The sequence below is a fragment of the Mesorhizobium sp. M7A.F.Ca.CA.001.04.2.1 genome (assembly GCF_003998485.1).
Taxonomy (GTDB): Bacteria; Pseudomonadota; Alphaproteobacteria; order Rhizobiales; family Rhizobiaceae; genus Mesorhizobium; species Mesorhizobium ciceri.
This window is the reverse complement of the sequence record NZ_RZQT01000255.1, coordinates 1-2987: the sequence shown is the minus strand read 5'-3', so window position 1 is coordinate 2987 and position 2987 is coordinate 1. Positions and strand designations below refer to the sequence as shown.

Here is a 2987-nt window from a genome sequence, read left to right as displayed (position 1 = left end):
GCCGGTCAGACGCTCGACCTCGCGGCGCAATTTTCGGCACTGCCCGCGGCGCTCGCCAATGAATTTTCGCCCGGCCTCGACGCTGTCGGCACGCTCAGCGGCACGGCTGGTGTGACCGGGCCGCCGGCCGCTCCCGATGTCCGCTTCAACGCGCAGCTGGCTGGCGTCGAAACCAGCCAGACTCGCCAGGCGGGGCTCGGGCCGCTCGCCGTCGATGCGGCCGGCAGCTACACCTTGGCCGGCGGCGTGGTGCTCCATCAGGCGACGCTGACCGGCGACAAGATTTCCGGCAAGGCAGCCGGCACCCTCAACCCGAACGGCGCCAGCGATTTTGCGCTCGATCTCATCTCATCCGGCCCCAGCCTGCCCCTGATTGTCGGCAGCGCCGGGAGCCCGGTCAAGATCGAAATCCGGTCCATGTCGGCAAAGGTGGCGGGCGAGAGCACGCGGGCCCGCCTGGATGTCTCTGCGATCCTGCCCTCGATCGTCACCAGTCCAGCGAGGGTGGACGGGCTTGCTCTGGCGTTGCACTCGGATGCGTTCGATCTCAAGAACCGCGCAGGGCCAGTTTCCGGCACAGTGTCGGTGGACAAGGTCGGTCTCGACAATCCGGTGATTGCGCCGCTGATCGCCGGCAAGGTCACGGCGGCGCTCAGCGGTCGCCTGACAGCCGATGCGGTTGCCATAGACAGCGGCTCGCTCAAGAGCGATGCGCTGAACAGCCAGGTTGCCGGCCAGGTATCGCTGCGTGACGGTGCCATCGACCTCAATCTGAAGGCGGATGCCCCATCGTCGGCCTTGCCGGCGGCGGCACGCGGCATGCTTGGCGAACGCGCTGAGATCAGCGCCACGCTGAAGCGCGACCCCAACGGCAGTATCAATATAGGCGGATTGAAGCTGACCTCGGGTGCGCTGACCGCAGACGGGCAAGCCAGCCTTGCCGACAACAAGGTGGCCGCCGACATCAAGGGTGCGCTGAGCGACATCTCGCTGCTGTCGAAAGACGCCAAGGGCGCCATCGCTTTTGCGTTGAACGCGCAGGGCCCGGCCGCGGCGCCGGACCTGTCGTTGACCATCGACAGCGACCGCCTTCTCGTGGCGGCGCGAGAGATCACCGGGCTGAAGCTGACCGCCACCGGCAAGGCCGATGCCGCCAATCCGGCGGCGAATGTGCAGCTGACCGGCAATGTCGCCGGCCAGGCGCTGCAAGGCAGTGCGGTGCTGGCGACAGCGGACGGCAAGAGCGCCATCAATGGCCTGCTGCTGTCGCTCGGCAAGAACAGGATTTCCGGCGATCTGGCGCTGGACGAGAAGTTCGTGCCAGTCGGCACCATCGCGCTCGACCTGCCCGATATCGGCCCGCTGGCGGCACTTGCCCTGGAGAAGGCCGAAGGCGATGTGCGCGGCACGATCGCCTTTTCGAAGAACGGCAATGCGCCACAGGTCGCAATCAAGGCGGCGACAGCATCGATTACGCGCGGCGACCTGCAGGCGAAAGCCGTCTCGATCGATGCGCTGGTCGCCAACTATCTGGCGGCGCCCGTGATCTCCGGAAATATCCGCGCCGACACCGTCACGTCGGGCGGCACCGTGATCAGCGGCATCGATGTCGACTTGAAGCGCGACGGCGACTGGACGGGCTTCTCCGGCGGCGCAACCGTCAAGGGCATTCCGGCACAGGCCGCCGGCCGGGTGAAAGTGGCCAACGGCACGACGACCATCGAGCTTGCCTCCGGCCAGGCGACCGTACAAGGCATCAAGGCGGCCATTGCCCAGGCCTCGACCGTCAGCATCGTCAACGGCATGACGACGCTGGACCGGCTCGTGCTCAACCTTGGCGGTGGTACGGCGACGGTGACCGGCAAGGTCGGCACGGCGCTCGACATCAATGCGACGCTGGCGCGGGTGCCGATGTCGCTCGCCAACAGTTTCTCGCCGGGGCTCGACGCCGCCGGTTCGATCTCAGGCACGGTCAAGGTGACGGGTGCGCCGGCGAACCCCGCCATTGCCTTCAACCTTGACGCGGCCGGCGTGCAGACCTCGCAGACGCGCGGTGCCGGTGTCGGTGCGGTGAGTGTCTCCTCGTCGGGCACCTTCGGCGGCAACAAGCTGACCTTCAATGCCAATGTCGGCGATGGCGCCGGCCTTGGCCTCAAGGGCGGCGGCACCGTGACGACGGCCGGCACGCCGTCACTGGTGCTCGACTTCAATGGCGTCGTGCCGTTCGGCCTGCTCAGCCAGAAGCTTGCCGCGCAGGGCCTGTCACTGTCTGGAACCGCCAATGTCAACGTACAGGTGCGCGGTCCCGCGACATCGCCCGTCATCGGCGGCAGCATCAGCACCTCGGGTGCGCGCCTTGTCGATGCGCGCTCCGGCCTCGCCGTCAACGATCTCGCCGCCGATGTCTCGATTGCCGGCGGCGTCGCCAGGATCAACCGGCTGACCGGAACGCTGTCGACGCGCGGCAGCCTGTCGGCCAGCGGCACGGTCGGCATCAACCCGGCGCAGGGTTTCCCGGCCGACCTGTCGATCAAGCTGGTCGACGGCCGCTATACGGACGGCAGGGTGGTGACCGCCAATCTCGGCGGCGACCTGACGATCAAGGGACCGCTGACCTCCGCACCGGTCATCGCCGGCACCGTCAATCTCGCCAAGACGGTGATCACCGTTCCCGACAAATTGCCGGGCTCGCTGGCGGCGCTCGACGTCAAGCACAAGAACGCGCCGGGCGCGGTCAAGGCGCAGGACAAGGCGCTGCGGCCGCCGACGACCAGCGGCAAGGGCGGCGGTAGCGGCCTTGCGCTCGATGTCACGGTCAACGCGCCGAATCAGATCTTCATCCAGGGCAGGGGCGTTGATGCCGAACTTGGCGGCTCGCTGAAGCTGACCGGCCCGGCCTCGTCGCCGCAAGCGGTCGGCACCTTCACCTTGCAGCGCGGACGACTGTCGATCCTCGGCAAGCGGCTGACCTTCACCGAAGGCACGGT

Annotated in this window: 1 protein-coding gene; it reads left to right on the top strand. The window is 67.6% G+C overall.

The annotated features are described in order from the left end of the window. The coding region (locus tag EN955_RS34160; RefSeq protein WP_206523774.1) for a translocation/assembly module TamB domain-containing protein at nucleotides 1-2987 on the top strand (2987 nt) is incomplete at both ends.